The 18,718-nt window shown below is 58.7% G+C and carries 18 protein-coding genes; 3 read left to right on the forward strand and 15 right to left on the reverse strand.

Annotation, left to right across the window (positions count from 1 at the left end):
- Positions 1–44 precede the first annotated feature (44 nt).
- The 5 genes from K8R92_07525 to K8R92_07545 form a co-directional block, all read right to left on the reverse strand.
- Entirely contained in the window at positions 45–968 is a 924-nt protein-coding gene (locus K8R92_07525) for a tyrosine recombinase (GenBank protein MCE9619745.1), read from the reverse strand.
- Positions 931–1,218: a hypothetical protein gene (locus tag K8R92_07530; GenBank protein MCE9619746.1), complete on the reverse strand. Its 288-nt coding sequence runs from the start codon at positions 1,216–1,218 to the stop codon at positions 931–933. The genes K8R92_07525 and K8R92_07530 overlap by 38 nt, the downstream gene beginning before the upstream one ends.
- 245 nt (positions 1,219–1,463) lie before the next feature.
- Positions 1,464–2,552, reverse strand: coding sequence for a PD-(D/E)XK motif protein (locus K8R92_07535; GenBank protein ID MCE9619747.1), 1,089 nt, complete (start codon positions 2,550–2,552; stop codon positions 1,464–1,466).
- 11 nt (positions 2,553–2,563) lie between these two features.
- Positions 2,564–5,398 carry a Z1 domain-containing protein gene (locus tag K8R92_07540; protein ID MCE9619748.1) on the reverse strand — a complete coding sequence of 945 codons (2,835 nt, stop codon included), beginning with the start codon at positions 5,396–5,398 and terminating at the stop codon, positions 2,564–2,566.
- 20 nt (positions 5,399–5,418) lie between these two features.
- A complete protein-coding gene (locus tag K8R92_07545) occupies positions 5,419–5,928 on the reverse strand; it encodes a hypothetical protein (GenBank protein MCE9619749.1) in 510 nt (169 codons plus the stop codon).
- Positions 5,929–6,114: 186 nt separating this feature from the next.
- Here K8R92_07545 and K8R92_07550 point away from each other — a divergent pair, with 186 nt between their 5' ends.
- The gene (locus tag K8R92_07550) at positions 6,115–6,276 is read left to right on the forward strand and encodes a hypothetical protein (GenBank protein ID MCE9619750.1); all 162 of its coding nucleotides are present in this window, start codon (positions 6,115–6,117) and stop codon (positions 6,274–6,276) included.
- Between the two features lie 114 nt (positions 6,277–6,390).
- Here the strand turns inward: K8R92_07550 and K8R92_07555 are convergent, their stop codons facing one another.
- The 4 genes from K8R92_07555 to K8R92_07570 all read right to left on the reverse strand — a co-directional run bounded on the left by K8R92_07555 (position 6,391) and on the right by K8R92_07570 (position 10,822).
- The gene (locus K8R92_07555; protein MCE9619751.1) at positions 6,391–7,362 is read right to left on the reverse strand and encodes a DUF262 domain-containing protein; all 972 of its coding nucleotides are present in this window, start codon (positions 7,360–7,362) and stop codon (positions 6,391–6,393) included.
- A gap of 46 nt (positions 7,363–7,408) precedes the next feature.
- On the reverse strand, positions 7,409–8,797 hold the full coding sequence (dcm, locus tag K8R92_07560; protein MCE9619752.1) for a DNA (cytosine-5-)-methyltransferase: 1,389 nt from the start codon (positions 8,795–8,797) through the stop codon (positions 7,409–7,411).
- Between the two features lie 130 nt (positions 8,798–8,927).
- Positions 8,928–10,019, reverse strand: coding sequence for a tryptophan--tRNA ligase (gene trpS / locus K8R92_07565; GenBank protein MCE9619753.1), 1,092 nt, complete (start codon positions 10,017–10,019; stop codon positions 8,928–8,930).
- The gene (locus K8R92_07570) at positions 10,016–10,822 is read right to left on the reverse strand and encodes a CPBP family intramembrane metalloprotease (protein ID MCE9619754.1); all 807 of its coding nucleotides are present in this window, start codon (positions 10,820–10,822) and stop codon (positions 10,016–10,018) included. Before K8R92_07570 ends, trpS begins: the two co-directional genes overlap by 4 nt.
- Positions 10,823–10,901: 79 nt before the next feature.
- On the opposite strand from K8R92_07570, the gene trpC reads away from it, so the two are divergent.
- A complete protein-coding gene (gene trpC / locus K8R92_07575; GenBank protein MCE9619755.1) occupies positions 10,902–11,708 on the forward strand; it encodes an indole-3-glycerol phosphate synthase TrpC in 807 nt (268 codons plus the stop codon).
- 27 nt (positions 11,709–11,735) lie between these two features.
- Here trpC and K8R92_07580 read toward each other — a convergent pair whose 3' ends face one another.
- From K8R92_07580 to K8R92_07600, 5 genes are all read right to left on the reverse strand, one after another.
- Positions 11,736–12,824 (reverse strand): aspartate-semialdehyde dehydrogenase, encoded by a 1,089-nt coding sequence (locus K8R92_07580; protein MCE9619756.1) that lies wholly within the window; start codon positions 12,822–12,824, stop codon positions 11,736–11,738.
- Positions 12,821–13,228 carry a Co2+/Mg2+ efflux protein ApaG gene (apaG, locus tag K8R92_07585; protein ID MCE9619757.1) on the reverse strand — a complete coding sequence of 136 codons (408 nt, stop codon included), beginning with the start codon at positions 13,226–13,228 and terminating at the stop codon, positions 12,821–12,823. Before apaG ends, K8R92_07580 begins: the two co-directional genes overlap by 4 nt.
- Before the next feature lie 83 nt (positions 13,229–13,311).
- Positions 13,312–14,301, reverse strand: coding sequence for a hypothetical protein (locus tag K8R92_07590; protein MCE9619758.1), 990 nt, complete (start codon positions 14,299–14,301; stop codon positions 13,312–13,314).
- Between the two features lie 12 nt (positions 14,302–14,313).
- Complete coding sequence (locus K8R92_07595) at positions 14,314–15,150, reverse strand: hypothetical protein (GenBank protein ID MCE9619759.1); 837 nt, start codon at positions 15,148–15,150, stop codon at positions 14,314–14,316.
- A gap of 38 nt (positions 15,151–15,188) precedes the next feature.
- Positions 15,189–15,827 (reverse strand): YceI family protein, encoded by a 639-nt coding sequence (locus tag K8R92_07600; protein ID MCE9619760.1) that lies wholly within the window; start codon positions 15,825–15,827, stop codon positions 15,189–15,191.
- Between the two features lie 217 nt (positions 15,828–16,044).
- Here K8R92_07600 and K8R92_07605 point away from each other — a divergent pair, with 217 nt between their 5' ends.
- Positions 16,045–17,151, forward strand: a complete 1,107-nt coding sequence (locus tag K8R92_07605; protein ID MCE9619761.1) for a ParB/RepB/Spo0J family partition protein — start codon at positions 16,045–16,047, stop codon at positions 17,149–17,151.
- A gap of 86 nt (positions 17,152–17,237) precedes the next feature.
- Here K8R92_07605 and K8R92_07610 read toward each other — a convergent pair whose 3' ends face one another.
- A complete protein-coding gene (locus K8R92_07610; GenBank protein MCE9619762.1) occupies positions 17,238–18,689 on the reverse strand; it encodes an MBL fold metallo-hydrolase in 1,452 nt (483 codons plus the stop codon).
- Between the last annotated feature and the right edge of the window lie 29 nt (positions 18,690–18,718).

Genomic DNA, 18,718 nt, shown 5'->3' on the forward strand with positions numbered 1-18,718 from the left:
GCTCTTGCGTCGGCTCAACTCAATCGCAGGTTGCGGGGGAAGTCTCAGCTCGCTTCGCGCGGGTGGTAGCGGCGCAGCACCTCGCGCAGCCGGTTCTGGTCCACATGCGTGTAGATCTCGGTGGTGGCGATGTCCTCGTGGCCCAGCAACTCCTGCACCACGCGAAGGTCGGCGCCGCCACCCAGCAAGTGTGTGGCGAAGGAGTGCCTCAGCTTGTGCGGATGCACGCCGTGAAGGCCGGAAAGCGTCGCGTATTTCTTGACGATCTGCCAGACTGCGACGCGTTCAATGGGCTTGCCGCTGAAGGAGAGAAAGAGGCGGAATTTGTCGCGCCCGTCGCCAAATCGGGTCAGGCCGGGGCGGACTTCCTTCACGTACTTCCCGATCGCCTCGATCGCCGGCTCGCCCAGCGGAACCATGCGCTGCTTGTTGCCCTTGCCGATCACCACCAGGCAGCCGAGCGTGGTGTTGAAGTCGTTCATCTTGAGCGTGCCCACTTCGCTGGCCCTCAGTCCCGCCGCGTACATCGCCTCGAGCATGGCGCGGTCGCGCCGCCAGAGGTCGCCGGTCTGGGCGTTGGGGGCCTCCACCAGTTTGCGCATCTGGCTGGGCGTCAGGGTACCGGGAAGTCGGCGCCACTTGTGGGGGCGCTCCAGCAGCCGCGCCGGGTCGCGCTCGATCTTTCGCTCCGCCTGCATCCACCGGAAGAAGACCCGCATGGTGGCCAGGTGGCGCGTCACCGTGCTGGATTCCATCCCGCGCTCGCGGCGCAGCTTCTGCAGATGCTGTGCCAGATGCTCCATGCGGACGGCGCCGGGCTTGGTCACGCCGGCGAGAATCAAGTCTTCTTTCATGTAGCGAAGGTCGCGGCCATAGGCCTCGAGCGTCGCGGGGCTCAATCCGGTTTCGATCCGCGCCCAGGCGAGAAAGTCACGCGCCGCGTGATCGAAGGGAGAGGTTCCTTCCATGGGCGGTCACCTGCACGGGAATGGATCCGTTGCTCGCGGTCCGGACAAGGCGCCGGGTGAGAACGGGTTTTTCCAGCGTGCCATGTGATTGTTCCATGTTGATCCGATGGAAGGTGGTGCAGCCGTGGTAGGCGTTGCAGCACACCGAGAACGCGCTCTCCACAGTCGCCATCGTGAAGCGATGGTCGCATCGCCGGTCGCCCGCATCCAGATGCGGGCAGTGATGGTCAGTGTTGGTGTGGTCGCTCATGGCAGTGGTGAGTATGGAATCGGATGGAATGAGTACAGAACTGTAAATATAGCAAGGCCGGGCATTTGCTCAATTCGACGAAGCGTCGGGCGACCCGCCCAGCGGTTCCAAAAAGGCAGTTCTCTGGAAATTCTTCGATCCAACAAGTTTTTAGGGGCCGTACGCCGCCACCTATTTGGGGAGGCACAACTCTCGCGCAGGTTCAAAACGGTTACAGAGTCATTTGGATCGAGCAACCCAAAGTATTAGTCGGACGTCTGCCTAGTGGATCCAATCAAAAGGACAATGGCTTCAGAAGGGTCGCCAGCCGGGTTGATATCTCCGCGGACCGATTCGGGCAACTCGATTTCAAATCGTACGGATTCTGTCCGAACATGAGAGAAGTCAGCAACATCGGGTCGGCGCATGACTCGGATTTGCTGATCAGACATGTCGTACATACGCAAAAACCGCACTTCCCACTGTTGTGCAAACATGGGCCAGTTTCGCATAGATAAGTGGTCGTAGCCGCCCGGCTGGCCCGGACTTATCCCGTAGATTCGAAGGCACTGAAGTAGGGAACCCTTTATCAGGGTGGATTGCTCGGGCGAGAGGTCATGAGCGAATAAGTCACTTACTAGTTCAACCTGACTCGCAACACTCTTACCGCGACCTTCTGCCGGAATCAGCCCAATGCTCAACAGGAATAAATTTCCATCGCCTTCACCAGTTCCTCGAGGTCCCGAAGTCACTTGATCAAGATTCGAGATGTGGTGTCGAGAACGATCGAATCGTGTTGCCTTCACCTCAATGGACGCCATCGCGCCGCTAAAGTCTCGCGCTCCGTGCCGGTAGCCAGTCCAAGAGTCGAGAATGCGACGACGCCATTCAAGAGCAGGATGGCGGACCAGAATCTGCTCCAGCAGAATCAATTCTCCGAGTAACCCGAGCGCCAACTCCTCCCCAACCCCAGCTCGCTCGAGGAACAACTCAATTAACGGCTCCGCTCGAGTGAATGCCTCCTGCGGATTTGACAGAAACTGGTGTCGAAGAAGCTCCTCCAGCACGAGGGCAACAACTCCGACAAAGTGCGGCTCCCCCGGAATCAAGATTCGGAATGCAGAGAATCTTCGCCCACTGCTCGTCTGCCAATTGTCACCAGTGATGTACTTCCGAATGATCGTCGACTCGACATTGAGCGGCTCAACTGCAAGAAACACCTCAAAGCGCCCCCCCGTGTCACGCGCGACACCCAGTGTCCGATCATCGGACAACCAAACTGGATTTCGCTCATCTATTGATGATGGGCGGGTTGTACCGCTGATTAGTTCGCGCAACGATTCGAAATTATTCATTTGGGATCCTGTCAATGCTGTACTGGTCGCAACACACCAATCTGATCGGGGCCGCCGGCTGGTAAACATACACCGATCGCAAGTCGGGGATGACCTGATGGGTGAGCGAGGAGATGAAATAGAATCAACCCATCTTCACCAATTGCTCTCCAGGGCGCGTCATCAATGTTGATACGAGGCGGATTGCGATTTAATCCGGTTCGGTGGTAATCAAAAAACTGATCCCCGAAATAGGCCCCAGGTCCTCCCGTCGGGTTACGAGTTCCCCAAGTAGCGACAAGTTGTGAACGCACTTCATCGATCTCGCGTTCCATCAGGCGGATCCGCCAATCGTTTCCCAAGTCCGTGCCAACACGATCCAAAGACGTTCCCGCAACCACTGGTCCCTGTCCAAATCGCAAACCAATCGAAAATCTCGGGCAGCGTCGCGCTCTCTCTCCCGGCGACAGATGCCCCCAAGGAACTTCGGGTTTGTCATTCGGATAAAGCCCAATCCCAGCATGTTCTCGACAAAGAGCCCATAATCGGAAATATGCAGCGATGGAATATGGACATTTGGTTGGAAGGAATTTGTCTCTCGAATCGCCCCCCCGGCGAGTGGCTTCAAGACCGGGACGGAACAGGAAATTTTGGGCAGGATCAAGTTTCAGTGCCCGCTCAATACTTTCCCAACGATGATGTTCGTCAGCACTTGGGGTCGGATCGTGATCGACAAAGATCATTTCATCGAGCATGTCAGCCACTTCGGAAAGCGAATATTTTGTTTTAAGAATTAATCCGCGCTTGATTCCCACGGTCACCCCATCCGCATTTCCGGGAGCAAAGCGTTGTTCAACCATTTCAAAATTCGGATCAACACCCGAACCGTCCCAAAATCCCGAGATAAAGGGAGTGCCTCCAGGAGCGAGCGGAAGCCGCCGCAGATTCTCAACTTTTCCGGTCGGCAGGAAGTTGCGTCCACCAAGTACTTGCGGAGACACACCGCCCGCATCCGACCCCGCCTTCGCGCGTTCGATATTGATAATTTCAGTACGCAAGGCTTCGTCAGCAGCGTGGTACTGCCGGAAACGGTCTAACTGATCCTCAAATGCAAAGACCCGACAATACGCGAGCCAAGCACCCCGATACCCAAACCATCGCTGCATCTGCATCTGCGTGTCCGCAAGCGGGGCATCTGGATCTCGGAGAAAAAGAGTGGTCGAAAGACCCTCGAGAGTTAGTCCACGCGACATGATATTGCCGGCGACGAAGATTGTGCAAAGCGATGTTGGAAGACACCAAGTGCCATCTGCCTGAAGCATTGGCTCGAAATTTGGAGGCGCGTCTGCCCCGAGAGAACCGTTGACAACTTGCATCTGAATAGATGGCAACACCTCTTCTACGATCGCACGTTCCACGATCTCCCAATCCTCTGGTGGCAATTGAATGCCAGCACAACCCGGACGAGCACGAAGAATTTCCGCCGACCGCCGATATGCAGTAAGCCACGCGGACCACATGTTCCGTTCACGCGTGATTCTAACTGCAAGTCGGTGCCACTCTACTTCGGGGCGCGCCACATCGGCGCCAACGCCCACAATTGGTGGAATGTGTGGTGACTCATCATGCACCCAAGACTTTACAACTAACTCACCCTCGAATTGCGACTCAACACTGCTGGATGGATTGAAAAGCATCGACGAGATAGGCGGCATTATCGCCTTCGCTTCGGTCAGCGTTGAAACTACAACACCACGGGTAGCCACGTATGAACGACTCGATGCAATCAAGCGACAGGCCGTCGCAACGATGAATGCACGAAGCGATTCACCCACAAGCTCCATTCGCCGCACTTCCCATTCGGCCCGGGTAAGACCATCTGCATTTTCAAGTCCAATGCACGGCTGGAATAGTTCAGCAACAGCAGGATAGAACTCGCCGCCGCCGGAATGCCGCTGCGAGATCAACGGCACCGCAAACGACGCCCTGTCTCGAATTTCGGGGGATCCCGATGCGCCAGGAGCGCGGATACAAGTGACAAAATCACGCGGACTAAGCGGATTATGATCGTGCTGCAAGAGATTGGCTTGTGGTGTGGCTGTGTAAGCGAGATAAACAACTCTCAGCTTGTCATGAAACACGCGACTATCACTCGGGCCCCTTGCCCACAGGCCCTCAATCCACCTTGGAAGAAATCGATCCGCCGGTGCACCTACGGGACCAGCACCAAGAATCGACCCGTCATCGGCTTCGTCGTCAATCACGAGCATCTTTAAGGGCCGATCGATTGTCACCATAGCCCGGTGCAGAGATTCTCTAAGCGCACTGAGATGATCCGCCTGCTTCATTACAACAGCAACAATTGGATTACCGGCGCGAATGTTTTTTGTCATGCGATTCACGCTGACGTCAAACATCTCGCCCGGATTAAATCTCCCGTTAGTGATGTATGCCGTCTCGGGAAGCCAGAGGCGGACTTGCCGCCTTTGAAAATCACTCCCCACATCCCACCCATCAAGATCCCGCACCGACCGATCTAGGGTCTGCCGCCAAAGAGACACCCGCGTTCCCGACACCAACACAACGACATCAAACCCATGATCAATTGCAAGAGAGGAAACCGCCAACATCGAACCCGTCTTGCCACTCTGTACCGCACCAAGTACGAGTCCAGACACGAGTGGCGCATCATCGCAAGTAAGCCGCTTAATAAAGCAGTCGACGACATGTCGGGTATCAACCTCCAACGCAAGCAGTGTTTCGGTCGAAAATTCAGAATTACGGGCGAGTAATGACGGGAACCACCCGTTAGGAGGATTCGGTGGTGAAGGCGCATCGGTGATCCGCCGGATGGTCTCATCGGTCACAGATAGCTTCTCCAACCAGATTAGGAACCCATCCCTTTAATATCACGAGCGGCAGCGAGCGCAATCATCGGATCGTGCTTGAACTGTCGCACGAAAGCAGTTGTTACCGCAGCGTGTGTCAAGTCCAACGCCTTTAGCAAATCGCAAGCCGTCCGTCCGATGAATCGCCACTGAGTCGAATTCTGAGACTTGGGATCGCGCTTGGAATGTTTCGAGCATTCATTTATCGCGGCTTTGCGACGTGCGATTCGCTCATCAAATTCCAAATCTAGCGTCAGGCGAGCGATGAGCAGGGCCGCAAGTGCGGACACAAATTGGAGGTCTTGCCACTTTCTACTCGCGCCACCCGATTGGAATTTCGCATCGAAGAGCTCTTCCTCGTCCAGCACCCGAACTGCGTCATCAAGCGCGCCAAAGACATCCTCGAGACCTTTCGTTTTGCCAAGCGCAAGAGACTCCCAAGAGTCGGTCACGCCCCTGGCGTCGCGAACCAGTGACAACATTTCGTCGATTTGTTTGGCGGTGGACATTACGCGGAACTTGCCGGCTTGCTCCTTTATGGCGAACACGGACGCGATAGTCCACGCAAACAACTTGGTACGTCGATATCGGTCACTTGGAACACTTCTTTCATCGAGCCTCTTGCCGATTCTTTCCACTGCCCCACGCAACTTCGCGCTGCCCTGCTCTGAGTCGCGTAGCAATTGACTTACGTCGTGGGTGTTTTGGCCAGCACCAAGGATGGCCCTAGTCAACAACAAGTCGTGATAAACCGCATTGCGGATTTCTTCGGCATTGAGATGCTTGCCCTGTCTGTTGTAAAGTTGAAACACATCATGGATCTGCTGCGGCTCGGTCTTGCTGAAGGTGATGACTAGAAGTTTGTAGTCAACCGTTTCAGTAAATAATTGCTCAACCGTGCAGTCTTCCGAATGGTTGACTTCCTTAATGTCGGTAAAATACTTGCCCGCACATTCTTTCAGGGATTGGATTCATTTCAACCTTCCACCCTTGACCTTGAAGGGCAGCATAAATTCGCGTTCTTTTTCTGAGGTCAGTTTCTGCCCCACATATTCTTTCCACAATTTCACAAAGCGTCGGTAGTCGCGGCGGAGTGCGTCCGTAAATCCGGAAATGCCGTACTTCCGATCAAGATCTTTCGCCTTCTCGACTGCCTTCGGGTGTCGACCAATGAAGCGAAGAATTGAGGTGATTCGCTGCTTGCCATCAACAACCTCGTAGGAAAATCTATTTTTGCCCGGTCGCGGAACTTCAAGTAAAACTATCGATGGAAGCGGTATGCCACGGAGAATTGACTCGATCAGCGCACTCGAATCACTCAATTTCCAAACATCATCACGCTGGTATGTTGGATTGAGTACGAGTTGCCCTCGATCAGCCTTCGCTGCGAGGTCTGCAATAGGCCAAGTCGCCGATTTGGCCACAATTGGGAGTGGCGAAGACACTTCATCTGTTAATTCTTCACTCCAGGCCTGTTCCCACTCCTCTTTACGACTGTCGGTTTCGTCAGATGCCGCCAATTTCATGCATCGCTGTGCGCATCGCAACGCCGCCGCGAGTCGAATCGAGAGCGCATCCGCGCCCTGTGTAGTAAGACGCGGTCCCGAATCGCCAGGTATCACGCACACACCCGCTTCATCGTCGGACATACCAATGCCAACAAAAAACGACACCATCGCCGTCAGGGGATCTCTTTCGAATGATTCCCGAGAGATCGCTTCCCCATCAAGATTGAGCCACTCCTGCTCATAAATCAGTGTCGAAAACAAAGTTGTCGAAATTCCATCAAGGATCTCAGCCTTGGAACGCGGTACATGAGGGCGGCTAACCACCGGGGGCAGATCTTCAAGAGCAGACAACTCGGCCAGCGATTCTGCAATCTCGTTCAACGACTCCGTTAGTTCCTCTGCAGAGTCCTCACTATTCATAAGCATTTCGGGCATTCTAATTCCTTTTCGGATTTGTTTGTCCGTGCTCGCTGCACGGCATCTAAACGAACTTATTTGATATCTTGAGGCGTCGCGAAATACCATTGTTCGCAGATGCCTTGGATACCGATCGACAAAAAAGGGAGTGGGCCGCCCAACGCACGACACCAACATTTACAGCATTCCCCAGTTGTTTGTAAGCCACGCGATCTGACACTCCCGCCTTTTCAAAAATATCCTCTGGAACGCCCTGTAGTTTTGCACCCTCTCGCGGTGTTAGCGTTCGATACTCGCTAACCCGACCGACTTCGGGGCCAACAATCGAGCACTGCGTTATTGCTACAAGAGCCGGGAGATAGGTTGGTGATTTCACCCGAATGCCACTTGGGCGCATTTGGAGCACTAGGTCACGAATTGTTCGCCCTTTACGAATCGGATGCCAACTTCGAGCCTGCCACTCGAATTTTCGCCGCGAAGCCGGGAAATCTCTAAGTGTGAGGCCCAAATCACCCCAAGATTTACGAAGCCACGAATCAATGAATCCTTGGTGGGCACTGTAGAAGTGAGCGTTCTTTCGCAAGAAATCTGCTTCCCAGTCGGGCGCCCCCTCGGGAATGATCGGGCGACGTCTAAAAGCATCAGCCCAAATAGGAAAACTAGGTAAAGAATCGGAAGGAAGTCCACGGACAAACGCATCCCACGCCTCAAGCCAACTGAGTTCCGCGCGCTTGAGACGATATCGTTGAATGTCGATGATCTCGGAGTCTGGTTCCAGATATTGCTCAATTCGCCAATTTGCCGGGTTCCATCGCACAACGGGCATTCGATCGACAGGCGGTACAGACCTTTCGTATGTGGAGGTGGAACCACCTCTCTGTTCCGCGAGGATAAAGACGCGCTCACGAGCTTGCGGAGTTCCCCCGCAATTCGGCGGCAACAAGTGTGGCGAGAGGATCGATGGGGCATCAGATACGCAATAGCCGGCATCCCGAAGATTCTCGATGATTAGGCGCCAAGTCTGGGTGTGCCGTGGCCCGGCCAGGTTTCGAACGTTTTCGAGCAACAGGTATCGCGGCCGTTTTGCTCGGACAACCTGCATGATGTCAAAGAACAAAGTCCCACGTGTACGGTCTTGAACTCCAAGTTGGACACCGCTTTTCGAAAATGGTTGGCAGGGAAATCCCGCACAAAGCATGTCGTGGTCGGGGATGATCCGATCGATCTCGCGAGCAGAGCGGATCGAACACTCCTCGTCCACATCTTTCCGAGTCAGTTCACGAATGTTCTTGGGGAAGCAGGCGCGTGTTGCCGTTGGAAATGAAGATCGGTAAACCCCCCGACACTCTGCATCAAGTTCACAAGCCATTACACACCGACCACCAATGCGAGAGAGCGCATGGTGGAAGCCCCCGATTCCTGCAAATAAATCAATGAACGTAAACGATTTCATTGCAACATCAACTTCTCCTTGGTTACAGAGTTGGAACTCGACCTTTCAAGATAAACAATGAGTCTACCGGAGGGGCTGGAGGCGCCAGTCGACTCATACTCTAATTCTTACAAGTTGTCCGCTGCTCTATCTAAACCGGAAAGCTCAGCTCGCGGTGAAAGAAGTGAAGGCCGGCCGCCTTGCGAGCAGACTCGAGCGTCTCTTCCGCGGTGAGGTTCGCCTTGGTGCAGCCCTTGCGCAGGATGTCCAGCACCAGGTCGTCGCGACCCTCCAGAGCAGCGCGGCGCTTCTGCATCGGCGCGATCAGCGCGTTGATCGCCTCCGCGACTTCCTTCTTGATGTGCCCGTCGCCGATGTTGTCGCCGCGCGCGTAGCGATCCTTCAGCTCGGCCACGCGGGCCGCGTCAGGGATGAAGGTCTCCACATATTGGAAGAGCGCGTTCTTGATGTCGCCGGGCTCGGTGGCGCTCTGGCGGCCGGTAAAGAGTCGCATCACCTTCTTCTCGACCTCCTTGGGAGGATCGGAGATAAAGATCGCGTTGCCCAGACTTTTGCTCATTTTATTTTTGCCGTCGACGCCCATCAGGCGGCCGACTGCGCCGACGTCGGCGCGGGGCACGGGAAAGACGCCGCCCAGCTTGACATGCTCGTGGTCCTCCGCCTTCTCGCTGACGCCGCAGTAGATCTGGTTGAATCGCCGCGCCACTTCGCGGGTCATCTCCAGGTGGGGCACCTGGTCCTCGCCCACCGGCACGCTCTCGGGGCGGAAGGAAAGAATGTCGCTGCACTGCCCGACGGCGTAGAGAGGAAAGCCGAAGGAATAGGTCTCGCCGAGGTTCTTCACCTTGATTTCGTCCTTCAGGGTCGGATTGCGCATCACCCGGTTGAAGGGCAGCAGCATGGCGAAGAGGAAGGTCAGTTCGTGAATCGTCGGCACTTCGCTCTGCAGGAAAATGCTCGAGAGATCGGGATCGATTCCCATGGCGATCAGATCGCGGGCGATCTCCAGGCAGTCGGCGCGGATCTCCTTGGGCTGGTCGGCACGGGTGGTGAAGGCGTGATAGTTGGCAATGATGAAGTAGCAGTCGTGCGTGTGCTGCAACTGGGCGCGGCGCTTCACGCTGCCCACCCAGTGCCCCAGGTGCAGCCGCCCCGTCGGCGTGTCGCCGGTCAGGATGCGGGGCCGGCCCGCGGCGGGTTGCTTGGAATCGGCGGCGCTCATTGGGGAAGCATAGAGAAGAGAAAAAGGTTTGCACAATTGAAGAGGGAATGCGCCGCGTAGGAGGCCCAGATGCGACCCGTTCGCTCCATCAGATAGCCCAGCGCCACGCCGAGCACCGCCAGCGCCGGAATCGCGGCGGCGCGACCGTTTTCAGGAACCGCGCCCCAGTGGAAGAAGGCGAAGGCGACGGCGGTGATGAAGATCGCGGCGACGCGCGGAAGTCCGATTTGCTTCAGCCCCTGCTGCACGGCGCCGCGCCAGATCAACTCCTCCGCCAGCGGCCCGAGCAGCACGATCGTGGCGACCAGTCCCCAGGTCACCGGGCTGCCCCCCTGCTCGCGGATGGTCTCCAGAAAGTGATGTCCGATGGTCGGCGCCTCGACGCCCGTGAAGGTGGCTTGCAGTTCTCCGCCAATCAGGGAGGCGTACTGAATCAGCGGCCAGGTCAGGAGCAGGCCGATCGCGCCGATCCAAATCGCCTTGGGAACAGGACAGACTTTTCGGTTTGAAAACGGGGCGGGCCGCGAGCCGCGCGAGTGAAGGAAAAGAAAAATCGCGACAGTGGTGAGCGACCCACCGACCAAAGCCAGCAGCATGGCCGGCGGAGAAGGATCACCGCCGGCACCCGAGCTCATCGCGCGCAACACCACGGCGCCGACCAATCCGGAGAACAAGGTTCCCGCCGCCGCCAGGAGGCCGCACTGGTTCGCGCCGAGCCTCCACATCAGCATCGCGGTGTCCTTCAGGCGGCAGAACTGCGCCCGCCACACCACCAAGATGGAAGAGAGAAACCAGAGGGTCATCAATGCGCGGAGCCAAACCGAGTCCGGCGGAACATGGCTCGGAGCATTTTCGGCGGCAACGCATAGACTCGCAGCAGGCATGCTCAACGCGCTCCAGAAAATTGTCGCACGGAAAAAAATCGAAGTGCGGGAGCTGCAGGAGCACACCCCCATCGAGCTGCTGCGGGAAAAAGTCGGCGCCATGCCGCAGCCGCGCAATTTTTTCGGCGCGGTCGTCTGGGACACGGCCTTTCCGGTCCGGGTCATCGCTGAAATCAAGCAAAAGAGCCCCTCGGCGGGGCTGATCCGGGGCGATTTCAATCCCGTGGACATCGCTCAACGCTATCACCAAGCCGGTGCGGCGGCCATCAGCTGCCTGACCGACGAGACGGACTTTGGCGGGCGGCTGGAGTACATCGAGATGATCCGCGCCGCGACGCCGCTGCCGGTGCTGCGGAAGGATTTCATCGTGGACATCTGGCAGGTCTGGGAGAGCCGCGCCGCGGGCGCCGACGCCATCCTGCTGATCGCCGAATGCCTGACCGAGCAGCAGATCGTCGACTTCCAGATTCTCGCCGTCGAGCTCGGGCTCACCACCCTGCTCGAAGTGCACGACGTCGAAAGCCTCTATCGCGTGCAGAACCACATTGGCTTCCCGCACGCGGGGTATTCGCTGCTGGGCATCAACAATCGCGACCTGAAGACCATGAAGACCGACCTGGCACACACCTTCCGCATGGTCGATCTGATCGAGGACCGCTCGGTGGTGGTGAGCGAGAGCGGCATTCAAACGGCGCAGGACATTCAGCGCCTGCAGCAGCATGAGGTGGGCATTGTGCTGGTGGGCGAGCATCTGCTTCGCCAGCCCGATCCTGGTGCGGCGCTCAGGGAACTTCGCGGGGTCTAGATACGCGGACTCGGAGCGGGCGCGTCGTTATCCGCCACGATCGCAACCGGCGGCGAGCAGTTCGACGATCTGGACCGCGTTGAGCGCGGCGCCTTTGAGCAGCTGGTCCCCCACCGACCACAGCGCCAGCGAGCGCTCCGGAGCGCCGCCATCGTCGACGCGGATCCGCGAGACCAGCACCTCGTCGAGACCTGAAGCCATGAGCGAGTCGGCGGGAGCGGCGCCGGTCGATTCGTCGACCACGCGCACTCCGGGGGCGCGGGAAAGAATCTCCGCGGCCTGCGCGGGTGAAAGCGGTTTCTCAAATTCAAGGTGCAGCGCCACCGCGTGAGCCCGCAGCGTGGGCACGCGGACACAGGTCGCGCTGACGCGCAGGTCCTCGCACGCCAGCAGCCGCCGACTTTCGCGGACCAGCTTGCGCTCCTCCTCGTTCGAGCCGTCGGGCAGGCGCGGCGAGTTGTGCGGAAAGACGTTGAACAGCGCGGGGCGCGGAAAGACCTGCGGTTTGACCTCGCCGCCGGCGGCCCACGTGCGGGCCTGCGACTCCAGCTCGCGCATCGCGGCGATGCCCGCTCCAGAAACCGCCTGGTAGGAGCAGACCGTCATGCGCCGCAAGTACGCCGCGCGGTGCAGCGGCGCCGCAGCCATCAGCGCCACGATCGTGGTGCAGTTCGGGTTCGCCACCAGCATCGCCCCGCTCTTGAGCAGGTGACCGTTGATCTCGGGCACCACCAGTGGCACAGCGGGATCGTTGCGAAAGGCGCTGGAATTGTCGACGGTGACGACGCCCATGTCGGCGAGCATCGGCGCCAGCGTTTTCGCCATCTCGGCATCGACGCAGAGGATCGCGAAGTCGCTGCCCTCCAGCGCCGAGCGCTCGAAGAGGCGTGCGGCGTGCGGTCGCCCGTTGAACTGGAAGGTTTCGCCCGCCGAGCGGTCGCTGCAGAAGAGGCGCAGCTCGGAGACGGGAAAGCGGCGCTTCTCGAGCACCTGCAGTGTTTCGCGGCCGACGGCGCCCGTGGCCCCGATCACCGAAACGCAAAAGGTCTTCCTGCCGGAATCGGTGCGATCACTTTTTGTCTGGGCAATGGTGGGATGCGCCGCGCTGCCGCTCACTGGTGCGGACCAATGAGGAAGAAGCGTGCGATCTCGACCTCGAACGACGAACCGTCGTCGCGCTCCATCACATAGGTCCCCTGCATTGTTCCCCACGCCGTCTGCAGCGGGCAGAAGCTGGAGTACTCGAAGGTCTCGCCCGGCGCCAGGTTGGGATGGTGTCCCACCACGCCGAGTCCCTGCACCTCATGGCGCTCGCCGTCGGAGTCCACAATGACCCACTTGCGGCTGCGCAGCCGCGCGCAACTCTCGCCCTCGTTGAGCATGACCACCTTGTAGTTGAAGAGGTAGCGGTTGTTCTCCGGATCGGAATGCGAGGGCAGGTAGCGCGGCTCCACCGTGATGCGGATGCCGTGCGTGACGCATTCGCTGCCTTTGCAAGTTCGAGCTGAGGGGGTTGCCATGGTGTGCCACGATATGCGAGCCGGGCCATCTCTCCAAGTCCAAGCGCAATGCGTAGATCGGCTTCAAGACGCGGCCGGCTGAATTATTCGAACCAACCCTTCTTTCGGACCTGGACCTTGACGACCTCCCCTTCCTTCAGGGAGCGCCAATCCAGTCCGGCGGAGTAGCGGCGGTAGCCGGGGCACTCAGTTTCGATCACCAGAGGCATCAGGTTGGGAACCGGAATCGCCGGCGACAAGCCGGAGGCGTCACTCACCGCGGCAAAGCCGTTCGGATCGGGCGGCAGGCCGTTGCGCTGCTCGTCCAGGCGGATCACCACGCCGGGGACCTGCTTCTCGCTTTCGGCATCGACCGCCTTGAACCGCAGCGTCTTGTATTGAAGGCGCCGCAGCGACACGATGAGCTCATTCTTGGAGCCATTCGCCTCGAAATCCTGCCGGGCCTCCTGGTAGCCGGGCTTGCGCACGGTGATCACATTGCGGAATCCCGAGGCGTGATTCACCGAGGAGTGCCCCTGGTCATCGGTTCGAAGATTCTGCAGATCGGGAAAGCCCCAGCGATCCTCCAGACCGGGCATGGGCAGATAGAGAAAGGTGGTCGCCAGCACATCGGCGTCGACGATCGGCGCCTTGTCCGAGGAATCGACCACGCGGATCGTCATCGGCAGATAGGTCACCGGCGTGAGCGACATGGAGCGCTTCGCCTTGCCGTCGAGGTCGTCGAAGCGCAGCACCATGCGCGAGGAGTCCTCGGCGGTCAGCATGCTTGGCGTTGTCTTCGAGGAGAAGACCTCGATCGACGAGGGCTCGAACCCCGGCTGCAGCAGGGTCAACTTGGTGTTGAAGGGCGGCACCCAGACGCGGGCCTCACCCGCCGGTCCGCTCTTGACTGCGTTCGAGTCGGTGGCCAGAAGCGACAGCAGGGTCACGCTGTGGCGGTGGATCGTCACCCCCTCGACCGGCGCGCAGTCCTGCGCGTTGCTCAGTTGCAGATCGAGCGGGCGCGGAAAGCAGCCGGGCAGGAAGAGCATCGCCAAAGAAGCGGCGGCCGTGAGCGCGGGTGGGAAACGCATCGCTTCATCAGTCTACGGCTTGGCGGCCAGGACAATCGCCGCCGCCGAAAGCACCGCGCACCCCGTGATCCGGGCGCAGGCGGAGAGTGCGCGTCGCGAACGGAAGGCGGGAATCTCGCCCAGCGCGATGCCCAGCGGCGCGAGTGCCGCGCAGATCCAGCTCGCCATCGGCACGCCGCTGGTGTCGTAGCCGTATCCGGTGGCGGCACCGAGCGAAGCGACCGTGGCGATCACCACCGCGCCATCGAAGCCCAAGGAATGATCCGCGGGACTTCGTCGGAAACCGAACGCGATTCGGACAAGTGGAAGCAGACCAGCGCATAGCGCGACGGCCCCGATCGGAACCGCCAGCTTGGCGAAACCTGAGAGCATCGCCACGACGGAGGCGCCGACAAGGGAAAAGCTCAGGGCGATCGATGTTGAAAATGCATTCCGATCGCGGCTGAGTCGAAGCAGCGCCGCCGCGGCGATGGCGGCCGCAATTCCGAGCAAAACACGGGAAAGCAGCCCCTTCCATTCGGGAATGTCCAGCAGCAGCGCGGCGGGCACGACCGCAACAAGCACAAGAATGATGTGCCAGGATTTCGATTGGGCGAACCTCGCTTCGATTCCCGAGATCAACGCACACAACAGCACGCCGAGGGGAAACCACAGCCAGCCGCCCTGCGTTGGAAATCCCCGAATCGATTCCTGCGACAACGCACTCGCCGCAAGCGTCAGGGCGAAGGCCCAGCCCACGAATGAATCCGCACGGGTCGATACCGCGGCAAAGGGGCGGCGCACAATCAGCCAGAGCAGACCAAGCGTCGCCGGCAGCGCCACTCCGAAGAGAAGGATCTGCGCTTCCATGTCGAGTCGGCTTCGGTCGTGACGAGTGGCGCCGCGGCTTACGACGAGGTCGCTTCGAGTCCGACCGTGACGCGCACGTTCCGGCCGAGCACGTTTTTCTCAAGTCCGTAGTTCACGCCGAACTCGCCGCGGTCGATCGTGAACACCGCCTCGAATCCGATGCGGTTGCCCTTGGGCGACTCCGAGAGTCCGATGAACTCGACCTTGGCGGTGAGCGGCTTCGTGGTTCCGCGAATCGTGATGTTGCCGGAAACTTCCCAGAAGTTGCCGTCGATCTTTTTCGCGGAGGTGCTGACGAAGGTCATCTGCGGAAACTCCTTCACGCTGAAGAAGTCGGGGCTGCGCAGATGCGCGTCCAGGTCCTTGTTCGCGGTGGAGACCGAGTTCGCGTCGATCGTCACGTTGAGGGCAAGCGTTTCCGGAGTGGCGCCGGTGGTCGTGATCGTTCCGGTGACGCCGTCGAATCTTCCCCAGAACATTCCCGCGCCGAAGTGCTGGACGCGGAACAAGGACATCGAATGGGTGTCGTCAATTTTCCATGTGGTCGAGCCGGCCGCGGCGGATGACGCCGGCGGCGCCGATGCCGGAGTCGCGGAGGGAGTTTTTTGTTGAGTGGCGCCGACGAGGGCGAGGGCGGCGAACGTTGAAACCAGGCAGGTCATGAGGGGTCGAAACATGGTTGGCTCCGTGAATGTGTTTGTGGTGCGATGATCAGGAAGTCGCAAAGGTAGCGTGGAAGAAATGGACATCGAATGAGGCGCCGGTCCGCATCCCATTCCAATGGACTCGGCCGACACAAAAAGTCCTATAAGTTAATTTTGATAAATTGTTCCACGGGGAACACAAGAATGGCGTTTTGGTGTTACATTCCAGCCTCAATTGCAAGGAGGCAATATGACTAACAACACCAACGAAAATAGTGGCGAAAACAAGGATGTAAACAAGGTGTCTGGCCCATCCAATCCGGCATCCCCCACCGGGATTCGACTTGGTCGAGGACTTGGAAGGTTGATTCCGGTCAAAAATCAGCCAATTGGTGCTGAAAAATCATCAGTTGTCACAGAAGTAGAAAAGCCCCCTGTGGCATCGATCAATCCAAAACCACAGGCATTTGCGGGAGATTTGCAGGTTTCCGTGAAGAAGCCGGATGCCAAACAAGTCGATTTTGGCAGGAGCGTTCAGGAGATCGAACTTTCAAAGATCCGTCCGAATGCGAGGCAGCCCAGGAGCGACTTCAACACAGCTGAGTTGCAGAGCTTGGCCGATTCAATTCGGTCGAGTGGACTGCTTCAGCCAATCGTTGTTCGACCTGTCGATGGGACTCCTGGACAATTTGAAATCGTGGCCGGCGAAAGGCGCTGGCGCGCATTTCAGATCATTGGCAAGCCAACAATTCCGGCCATAGTCATCCAGGCCTCCGACGAGAACTCGGGTGTTTGGGCCCTGATCGAAAACATCCACAGGACCGATCTCAATCCGATGGACCGGGCACTGTCCGTTCAAAGGCTGGCCAATGAATTTACTTTGACGCACGACTTGCTCGCCAAGAAGATCTCGCTCGACCGCTCCACCGTCACGAATTTGCTGCGTTTGGCTGAATTGGATTCAGCGACCGCAAGCCTGGTTCGTCAGGGTTTGATTTCTCAAGGACATGCCAAGGCGTTGCTTGGTGTTGCTGATCTCAAGGCTAGGTCAACGCTTGCGGATTCCACAATCCGCGGCGAGTGGTCCGTCAGAACACTTGAGCGTGAAGTCCAGCGACTCTCCACTGAATCCAAAAGCAGAGTTCCACGTGGAACCACAACGACCGCAAGGCGACAGGCCAACGTGAAGGATTTAGAAACTCGATTGAGTCAACTCATGGGAACTCGAGTCACCATCCAACTCGGAAGAAAGCCAAACACCGGCAAGGTCTCCATGGAATTCTTCTCGCTCGATCAATTCGAGGGCATGCTCGGAAGACTCGGTCTCCGTCCGGATCAAATCAGATTTGAGAATTGAATATGTGGTCGAGCCAGGTCGGCGATCACACAACTGTTTGTATCGACGTGCTTTGTAGACTTTAATACGACGTCCAAATTACATTATCAGACTTCAATGCACTTCATGAAGTTCGGCTGCTCGGTTTCAAGCGCAAGCGCGGCACGAATCGCATCGGAAAGCGCTGCCCTTGATTCATTCTCGCCGTGATTCAAGATCACACGCGGCGTGCCGCCTTCGCGCGACCCGATCCAGTTCACCAGATCGGCCTGATCGGCATGTCCGCTGAGCCCCTCCAGGTGGACGCGCTCGGCGAGCACATCAAAGATTCCTTCCTTGAGCTCGATCTTCTTCGCATGATGAAGCAGGGAGTGTCCGAGCAAACCGACGATCTGATGTCCGGCAAAGACCAGCGCGTTCTTCGGATCATCGACCATCGATGCCAGATGATGCAGCACGGGACCCGCGTCGCAGAATCCGCTGCCCGCGAGGATGACGCCAATCTTTTCGCTTTTGGTCAGCTTCAGGCTCTGCTTGCGGTTGAACAGATGCTGCAGTCCGTCGAAGTGCAGCGGATCCGTTCCCGCTTCCGCCGCGATGCGCAGCGAAGGCTCGAGCAGCGCCGGATAGCGGCCGCACAGTTCCGACGCGCGAATCGCCATCGGTGAATCCAGATACACGGTCATGCCATGAAGCTGGTTGGCGCGGGACAACTCCGCCAGGCGCAACAGCAGCGTCTGCGCGCGGCCGAGTGAGAAGGTCGGCGCCAGAATTTTTCCGCCGCGCGCCGCCACGCGCTTCACCACCGCGCCCAGTGCGTCGACCGACGACGAGCTGGGTGAAAATACTCTTGCACCATTGGTGCTCTCCATCAGCATCAGATCAACCGCGGGAAGCTCCTCGCGCGCCCGCAGCAGGGGGCTGCGAGCCGGACCGAGGTCGCCCGAAAACAGCACCTTCTTCTCGCGCCCGTTCACATCGAAGGCGACCTCCACACTCGCGGAGCCGATGATGTGCGAGGCATCATGGAATCGGAAGCGCAGACCGCTCTTCACCTCGCGCCACACGCCGTACTCGACGGGCCGGATGTTCTCCGCGGCCTGCATGGCGTCGCGCGTGTCGTAGAGGATCGGCGGCTCGCTGTCGGAGGCCTTGGACTGCGTTCCAGGCGCCGGCGGCGGATCGACCACGCGGGCGATCGGCGCGCTTCCGTTGCGCCACTCCTCGTGCCGGATGGTCTGCAGCGTGGCGCTTGAGCGCAGCACGCGCGGCAGCAGGTCGGCGGTGGGGGGCGTGGCGTAGATCGGGGCGCCGCAGCCGATGCGCGGCAGCATGCCCAGGCGGCCGACGTGGTCGATGTGCGCGTGGGTCACGATGACCGCGTCCACGTGCCGCCAGTCGATCTCCGGGACCTGAAGGTTCTTCTGCTCCTGCTCGGGGGAGCCCTGAAAAAGCCCGAAATCGATCACCACGCGGCCGCGCGGCGTGTCCAGCAATGTGCACGATCCCGTCACCTCGCCCGCAGCGCCCAGCAGTGTGATTGTCGCTCGTTCAGCCACTCGGCCGAGCATAGCCGTCATTCATGTTT

Source organism: Planctomycetota bacterium (genome assembly GCA_021414025.1).
Lineage (GTDB): Bacteria > Planctomycetota > Phycisphaerae > Phycisphaerales > SM1A02 > SYAC01.

Excerpts from the sequence above, each read along its gene's own strand:
- K8R92_07535 (MCE9619747.1), bottom strand. The coding sequence starts at position 2,552 with ATGAATAATTTCGAATCGTTGCGCGAACTAATCAGCGGTACAACCCGC.
- trpS (MCE9619753.1), bottom strand. The coding sequence starts at position 10,019 with ATGAGCGCCGCCGATTCCAAGCAACCCGCCGCGGGCCGGCCCCGCATC.
- K8R92_07570 (MCE9619754.1), bottom strand. The coding sequence starts at position 10,822 with ATGACCCTCTGGTTTCTCTCTTCCATCTTGGTGGTGTGGCGGGCGCAG.
- K8R92_07590 (MCE9619758.1), bottom strand. The coding sequence starts at position 14,301 with ATGCGTTTCCCACCCGCGCTCACGGCCGCCGCTTCTTTGGCGATGCTC.
- K8R92_07525 (MCE9619745.1), bottom strand. The coding sequence starts at position 968 with ATGGAAGGAACCTCTCCCTTCGATCACGCGGCGCGTGACTTTCTCGCC.
- trpC (MCE9619755.1), top strand. The coding sequence starts at position 10,902 with ATGCTCAACGCGCTCCAGAAAATTGTCGCACGGAAAAAAATCGAAGTG.
- K8R92_07605 (MCE9619761.1), top strand. The coding sequence starts at position 16,045 with ATGACTAACAACACCAACGAAAATAGTGGCGAAAACAAGGATGTAAAC.
- dcm (MCE9619752.1), bottom strand. The coding sequence starts at position 8,797 with ATGAAATCGTTTACGTTCATTGATTTATTTGCAGGAATCGGGGGCTTC.
- K8R92_07595 (MCE9619759.1), bottom strand. The coding sequence starts at position 15,150 with ATGGAAGCGCAGATCCTTCTCTTCGGAGTGGCGCTGCCGGCGACGCTT.
- K8R92_07600 (MCE9619760.1), bottom strand. The coding sequence starts at position 15,827 with ATGTTTCGACCCCTCATGACCTGCCTGGTTTCAACGTTCGCCGCCCTC.
- K8R92_07545 (MCE9619749.1), bottom strand. The coding sequence starts at position 5,928 with ATGTCCACCGCCAAACAAATCGACGAAATGTTGTCACTGGTTCGCGAC.
- apaG (MCE9619757.1), bottom strand. The coding sequence starts at position 13,228 with ATGGCAACCCCCTCAGCTCGAACTTGCAAAGGCAGCGAATGCGTCACG.
- K8R92_07555 (MCE9619751.1), bottom strand. The coding sequence starts at position 7,362 with ATGCCCGAAATGCTTATGAATAGTGAGGACTCTGCAGAGGAACTAACG.
- K8R92_07530 (MCE9619746.1), bottom strand. The coding sequence starts at position 1,218 with ATGAGCGACCACACCAACACTGACCATCACTGCCCGCATCTGGATGCG.